Consider the following 6,403-nt stretch of genomic DNA (forward strand, 5'->3'; position numbering starts at 1 on the left):
GAATGCCGATGACAAAATCTACGATTAAACCTCTAGACGATTTTGGTTCGTCAGTTTCAGGTTCAGCATGGTCTGGACGCAGATGGCATTATCGGTCCGAAAACCATTAAGTGGATCAATGCTTCTATTGAAGAACGTTTAAGACTTGTAGCTCTGAATGCGCAAAGGCTACGTATCTGGCCATTGCAGCGCGACCAGATTGTTCTGGTGAATGTACCGCAGTACTCGATGTCTTACTGGCTAGATGGTAAAGAAGCGTTTTCTTCAGACGTGATTGTAGGGCGTCCATCAAGGAAAACACCGCTCATTGATACCAGAATGGATTCGGTGATTGTGAATCCAAGCTGGAATGTGCCAAGGAAAATCATGGTGAAAGACATTCTTCCCAAAGCGATTGAGGAAGAAACTTACCTTCAGGAACACAATTATGAAATTGTTGAAAGCTGGCATAACCGGACTCTGGTCGACCCACAGGATATCGACTGGCAAACCATTGACCCAGACAGCTTTCCGTACCGAATCCGACAAACTTCAGGACCATACAACGCACTTGGCAAATACAAGTTCAATACGCCAAATAAGAATGCCATTTTTCTCCACGATACACCGGCGAAGTCGCTGTTCACCAAGGCGAGAAGGGCATTCAGTTCTGGTTGTATCCGAATTGAATCTGCCGAGGGTTTTGCCAATCTGCTTTTAACCAGCAACTCTAAGCTGCGTCCAAGTCATCAAGAGAGAATCAGCCGTGAAGAAACGGTTGCTGTGGCACTGAAACAACGCATTCCTGTTTCTATTATTTATCAAACGGTTTGGACAGAAAGAGGGCAGGTGCAATACCGAAGCGACATCTACAAATACGATCAACTGAGTCGTAGTTCAAATTTTGACGCGAAACTTACAAATTTGATCAATCTGGATAAAAATCTTTCTGCTCAATAACTAACCATACCTTTGGCACTATTCCGTCAATAATTTGAGCTGATGACTAATTGACGCTTGTACGGAATCTGGTTACTGTCGCGACTTTGGAAACCGCGCCAGACCGTTCAGATGACAACCAAAGAAATCTCGAGAAGACACTTCCTTCGTAATACCGCCGTTCTTGGCACTTTTGTCTCATTGCCTTTTTCTCCCTCAGTTTTTGCAACTTATGCAAATCAGCCGAGAACGTTGCAGTTCAACAATCTGCACACCGGAGAGATTCTCGAGTCCTGTTATTTTGATGGTCAGAGATACGTAGGAAGCGAACTCGCGCGTCTTAATCATCTGTGCCGGGATCACCGCCGCAATGAAGTGTATTCGATGGACGCGGCACTATTCGACCAAATCAATTCCATTCAGGGCTTAATTGGCAGCGATGCCGAAGTTCAGATCATCTCTGGTTATCGCTCTCCTGCCACTAATAAGGCGTTACGAGCCAAATCCAAGGCTGTGGCGAAAAAGAGCTACCACATGCTTGGCAAAGCCATCGACTTTCGACTGGATGGCGTCAAACTGTCTGAAGTGAAAAAGGCAGCCTTATCTCTTAAAGCGGGTGGCGTAGGCTATTACCCAAAAAGTAATTTTATTCATATAGATACTGGACCTGTCCGAAACTGGTAGTTAGGGTCTGTTCCCCATACCTAATGGCTTGTAAAACTAGGGGGCAAATGTCATAGTTCCCGCAGTTTAAAATGAATACGGGATAGTTTTTATGAGCCTTCAATACAGAGTCGTGCCGGTGACTTCATTTCAACAGAACTGCTCAATTGTCTGGTGTGATGAGACCATGGACGCGATTGTGGTCGATCCGGGTGGCGACGTACCTAAACTGGAAGCCACTATCAAAGAACTTGGCGTTAAAGTTGTGAATGTCGTGCTGACTCACGGGCATCTGGACCATGTTGGCGGCGCAGAAGAACTGGCCAATGCACACAGTGTCGACATTATCGGTCCTCATAAAGCCGATAACTTCTGGCTTCAGGGGTTAGAAGGGCAGAGCCAGATGTTTGGATTCCCTCTTACAGAAGCGTTTGAACCAAAACAGTGGCTAGATGAAGGTGACATTGTCACTTTTGGTAATGAGGTACTGAACGTTTACTTCACGCCAGGTCATAGCCCGGGGCACGTTATTTTGTTCAATGAGTCTTCTAAAACCGCATTTGTGGGTGATGTTCTTTTCAACGGCGGTATCGGAAGAACCGATTTCCCTCAAGGGGATTTCAACACGCTTATCCAGTCCATCAAGCAAAAACTCTGGCCGTTGGGTAACGATGTACATTTCATTCCTGGTCACGGTCCGGAGTCTACATTCGGGCATGAACGCGCTTCTAACCCGTTTGTCGCTGATGAAATGCCTCTTTACTAGCTCAACAGCCCCTAGGTTTAGCTAACTAGTTGATTAAATCTTCTTTGTCGGCTGCCGCGAGAAACCGTCTTGCCAGGCCGACAAATTCATCTCCGCTTCTGTCCAAATCGGACGTCGAAATAAAAATATCGTAACCAAAATTTTCTCTCTGGTAAGCCATCCGGTTCGCCAGCATGGCTTGTAGCCCTGTGTATTGCCCTCCGTTACTTGATTCGTAAGGCTTTGAGTCCAACACGATGTCTTCGAAAGGAATGTTCTTCTTATCCATCTGTTTTAGACCCAGATAAAGAAGGGAACGCTGTTCAAGGAGAATTTGTGTGCTGATTCTGGGGCAGATATTGTCGAGATATGGTTCGTAGTCTTTGAGTTTAATGCCGATCCACGGAATGGGTTGATGCCACCCCTCCTGAGAGTACGTACAGACGCCAATATGACTGATGTTATTCCACCTCACTACCCAGCCCCCTTTAAACATATGCTGCTGAAAGTGCGTGGCAGTGAGGGTAAATGACACCTTACTCTTCTCGATAAGAAAATGCGTGACCACAAAAAAGGCAATCAAACCAAACAGAGAGAGTAGCGCCTGTTGAATTCCCGGAGAGAGTATAAGAAGAAAGAAGGCAATCAGACACGCCAAGCCCATGACCAATCTTCCTGTTGGAGACTGATAACTGAATGGTATGTTTGTCATGTGAATCGTATTCATTGTGGTGCAATTCCTATGCATCTCCGAGGAGAAAGTGCATTCCTTGTTTCTGTATAAAATATAGCCTTTGAAAGGCTCTTCCCCCATTTTTACGTTGAAAGTGGCCGTTAGGCTACAAATCAGTGTCAGTTTTTGGTATAACTCGCGCTTCAAATTTTTCACCACTGCGCGGTATAGCAGTGAAATGGAGAAAAACTCAATGAGACTCGCTCACAAACGTAAAGTGCAGGCTAAACTGCAAAAACGCATCAAAGCGACTTTAAATGTGGCTAAAGCAGCTCCTGAAGCCAAAAAACCTGCTGCTAAAAAAGCCGTTGAAGCAAAAGTGGAAAAGCCAGCACCGAAAGCGCAAACCACGGTTAGCTTAACGCCAAAACAACAAAGCGTTCTAGACATCGTAGCTAAGAACCCTGAAGGCATTAACCCTAAAGGTATCGGTCTGGAAGCTGGTCAGGAAGACGCAAAAGCGGCTTCTTGGGCAACTGGCGCTCTTAAAAAACTGCTAGAAGAAAACCTGGTAGTTAAAGAGCAACTGGCGGGCAACAAGGTTGTGTACAAGCCAGTATAATTCGATCAAGAATCGTGAAGGAGCCCCAATTTTTGGGGCTTTTTTACGTTTTGTATCTTAATATTTTTAACTTCTATCTAGAACTTGTTCTTATGTAGAAATTACTTCTCAATTTTATCTATTATTTCAAAACTCTTTTTAATTTATAGCTTCAATAATTTTTTAATTGAATATCCTACGTATTAGTACGTAAAACTAAAGTCTAATACGGTGTAGGTGTAAAGAAATACGTCCGTGCTCTCCCGAATAGGTTAATGCTCTTCAATCAGGCATTGTTGTGATACCCAAGTACTGCTAATGGCACCAAACCCATTATTCCACTTGGGGAAATTCGCAATCCACACAGGAATGGATTGTGAACAAACACAACATAGGACGTGAAATAATGAGTCTCTTAAAAAAATCAATCCAACGAACTCTTAAAGGCACCTTTGTCGCTGTAGCGGCTTGCGCTGCCTTGGTCACAGCTTCAGCTAATGCTGCCGACAAAGTCTACCGACTTAAGCTAGCTGAAACCTGGGGGCCAAACTTCCCGGTATTTGGTGACGCGACCAAAAATATGGCCAAAATGGCTGAAGAAATGTCGAATGGTCGTCTGCAAATCCGAATCGATTCTGCCAACAAGCACAAGGCACCACTGGGTGTTTTTGACATGGTGAAATCGGGTCAGTATGACATGGGACATTCAGGGTCTTACTACTGGAAAGGTAAGGTACCTAATACGCTTTACTTCACGTCTATGCCTTTCGGTATGACTCCGGCAGAGCAATACGCATGGTTCTACCACGGTGGTGGTATGGAACTGATGGAGAAAGTGTATTCTCCGCATAACCTGATGTCTTTCCCAGGCGGTAACACCGATATCCAAATGGGTGGCTGGTTCCAGAAAGAGATCAATTCGGTTGATGACCTTAAAGGTCTGAAAATGCGTATTCCAGGTTTTGCTGGTGAAATCTTGGCAGAGCTGGGCGCGAAACCAACAAACATCGCACCGGGTGAGCTGTATACATCGCTTGAGCGCCGTACTATCGACGCACTGGAGTGGGTAGGTCCTTCTCTGGACTTGCGTATGGGCTTTCACAAAATCGCACCTTACTACTACACAGGTTGGCATGAACCAGGTTCAGAGCTTCAGTTCCTAGTGAACAAGCGTACCTGGAAACGTCTGCCAGACGACCTGAAAGCGATTTTGCGTGTTGCAATGAAAACGGCCGCGTACGATATGTACACGCAAGCCACGCACGAGAGCGGAAAGAACTGGTCTTCAATTAAGTCTGAATACCCAAATGTTCAGGTGAAAGACTTCCCACCTCAAGTAATGAGCGCGTTGCGTGAAGCGAACGACCGTCTTCTCAAGAAACACGCAGAAAGCAACGAACTGGCGAAAGAGATCCAAAAATCTCAGGCAGACTATCTGAAGCAAGTACGCTCGTGGACAGATATTTCTCACCGCGCTTACCTGAACAGTCAGGCACAACAATAATTATTTCAGGTCATTGAACCAAATGCCGAGGGATGAACCCTCGGCAAATAGCCCAAGAAAAACAGGGTCTGCAAGGACACTACGCCCCCCAAAGCAGTCGACGTAGCCATTTGCAAGACCTTGCCTCTTCTAGTTTGTCTTTCCAAGGAGTATGGAATGAGAAGCCTAATTTACATGGAGCGACTGTTTAACCGGATCAGCGATGTGCTGGGCTGGGTTGCCAGCATTCTATTTTTACTGCTGTTGCTAAACGTCGTTTACGATGTCGTGATGCGTTACGTATTTAATGACGTATCGATTGCCTTTCAGGAAATGGAATGGCACCTGTTTTCCAGCGTTTTCCTTCTTGGTGTGCCTTACGCGCTAAAATCAGGAGGGCATGTCCGCGTCGATATCTTCTATGAACGCCTTTCTTATCGCGCGCGCGCCATCATTGATATTCTGGGAACCGTTTTTTTCTTATTCCCGTTTTGTCTTCTTGTTGCCTTGTACGGCATTGACTTCGCCAGAGAGTCTTATGAACTCGGCGAAACGTCGGGCGACCCGGGTGGTCTGCCTTACCGATGGATCATTAAAGCCATGATCCCGGTTTCTTTCTTCTTTATGGCAGTGAGTGGCATTGGATTGCTTCTGAACTCACTGAACAAAATTTTTAATCCTAATCCAGCTCATACCAGATAACAGGGAAGTAGTTTTATGATAGGAATTGTTATGTTTCTGGTAGCGCTGGTGGCCTTACTATTAGGCTTCCCCGTTGCCTTTACCTTTGGTGGTATTGCCCTGCTATTTGGTGTTTGGGCAGAAGGTCCTGAAATGTTTGCCTTTATGCCGTATCGCATAGAGTCAATCATGCAGAATACAGTGTTAATGGCGGTGCCGTTGTTCATTTTCATGGGGCTGGTTCTGCAAAAAACTCGACTGGCTGAACAACTACTAGAAGCTATGGGGCGCTTATTTGGCACCGTCCGTGGCGGTATTGCGATTTCAACCGTGTTGGTTGGAGCTCTATTGGCGGCTTCTACAGGTGTTGTAGGGGCATCTGTTGTCGCCATGGGGCTCATTTCTCTCCCTGTTATGCTCAAATACAATTACGACAAAGGGCTGGCGTGCGGCACCATTTGTGCGTCTGGCACTTTGGGGCAAATTATTCCGCCATCCATTGTATTGATCTTGCTGGGCGATGTTTTGGGTGTACCTGTCGGCGATCTCTTTCAGGCAGCGGTTGGACCGGGTTTAGTTCTGGTTGGAGCGTATGTTGTCTACATTTTGATTTACGCCAAAATGAACCCTGAAGCCGCT

Annotated in this window: 8 protein-coding genes; 7 read left to right on the plus strand and 1 reads right to left on the minus strand. The window is 45.8% G+C overall.

Annotation, left to right across the window (positions count from 1 at the left end; translation table 11 throughout):
- The first annotated feature begins 42 nt into the window (after positions 1-42).
- From RH89_RS11760 to RH89_RS11770, 3 genes are all read left to right on the plus strand, one after another.
- On the plus strand, positions 43-939 hold the full coding sequence (locus tag RH89_RS11760) for a L,D-transpeptidase family protein (protein WP_004402080.1): 897 nt from the start codon (positions 43-45) through the stop codon (positions 937-939).
- Positions 940-1,050: 111 nt separating this feature from the next.
- Positions 1,051-1,602, plus strand: coding sequence for a peptidoglycan L,D-endopeptidase MepK (gene mepK, locus RH89_RS11765; RefSeq protein ID WP_004402081.1), 552 nt, complete (start codon positions 1,051-1,053; stop codon positions 1,600-1,602).
- A gap of 91 nt (positions 1,603-1,693) precedes the next feature.
- Positions 1,694-2,347 (plus strand): MBL fold metallo-hydrolase, encoded by a 654-nt coding sequence (locus tag RH89_RS11770; RefSeq protein ID WP_004402082.1) that lies wholly within the window; start codon positions 1,694-1,696, stop codon positions 2,345-2,347.
- Positions 2,348-2,372: 25 nt separating this feature from the next.
- Here the strand turns inward: RH89_RS11770 and RH89_RS11775 are convergent, their stop codons facing one another.
- Positions 2,373-3,053, minus strand: coding sequence for a DUF2982 domain-containing protein (locus RH89_RS11775; protein ID WP_038123805.1), 681 nt, complete (start codon positions 3,051-3,053; stop codon positions 2,373-2,375).
- Positions 3,054-3,252: 199 nt separating this feature from the next.
- Here RH89_RS11775 and RH89_RS11780 point away from each other — a divergent pair, with 199 nt between their 5' ends.
- From RH89_RS11780 to RH89_RS11795, 4 genes are all read left to right on the plus strand, one after another.
- Positions 3,253-3,621 (plus strand): MarR family transcriptional regulator, encoded by a 369-nt coding sequence (locus RH89_RS11780; protein WP_004402084.1) that lies wholly within the window; start codon positions 3,253-3,255, stop codon positions 3,619-3,621.
- 385 nt (positions 3,622-4,006) lie between these two features.
- Positions 4,007-5,104 (plus strand): TRAP transporter substrate-binding protein, encoded by a 1,098-nt coding sequence (locus RH89_RS11785; protein WP_004402085.1) that lies wholly within the window; start codon positions 4,007-4,009, stop codon positions 5,102-5,104.
- A 156-nt stretch (positions 5,105-5,260) separates the two neighbouring features.
- A complete protein-coding gene (locus RH89_RS11790) occupies positions 5,261-5,785 on the plus strand; it encodes a TRAP transporter small permease subunit (RefSeq protein ID WP_004402086.1) in 525 nt (174 codons plus the stop codon).
- A 15-nt stretch (positions 5,786-5,800) separates the two neighbouring features.
- Positions 5,801-6,403 (plus strand): TRAP transporter large permease subunit (locus tag RH89_RS11795; protein ID WP_038145661.1); only part of this gene is annotated, 603 nt, incomplete at its 3' end.

The sequence above is a fragment of the Vibrio nigripulchritudo ATCC 27043 genome, assembly GCF_000222685.1.
In the GTDB taxonomy this organism is placed as follows: domain Bacteria; phylum Pseudomonadota; class Gammaproteobacteria; order Enterobacterales; family Vibrionaceae; genus Vibrio; species Vibrio nigripulchritudo.

Excerpts from the sequence above, each read along its gene's own strand:
- mepK (WP_004402081.1), top strand. The coding sequence starts at position 1,051 with ATGACAACCAAAGAAATCTCGAGAAGACACTTCCTTCGTAATACCGCC.
- RH89_RS11770 (WP_004402082.1), top strand. The coding sequence starts at position 1,694 with ATGAGCCTTCAATACAGAGTCGTGCCGGTGACTTCATTTCAACAGAAC.
- RH89_RS11775 (WP_038123805.1), bottom strand. The coding sequence starts at position 3,053 with ATGAATACGATTCACATGACAAACATACCATTCAGTTATCAGTCTCCA.
- RH89_RS11780 (WP_004402084.1), top strand. The coding sequence starts at position 3,253 with ATGAGACTCGCTCACAAACGTAAAGTGCAGGCTAAACTGCAAAAACGC.
- RH89_RS11785 (WP_004402085.1), top strand. The coding sequence starts at position 4,007 with ATGAGTCTCTTAAAAAAATCAATCCAACGAACTCTTAAAGGCACCTTT.
- RH89_RS11790 (WP_004402086.1), top strand. The coding sequence starts at position 5,261 with ATGAGAAGCCTAATTTACATGGAGCGACTGTTTAACCGGATCAGCGAT.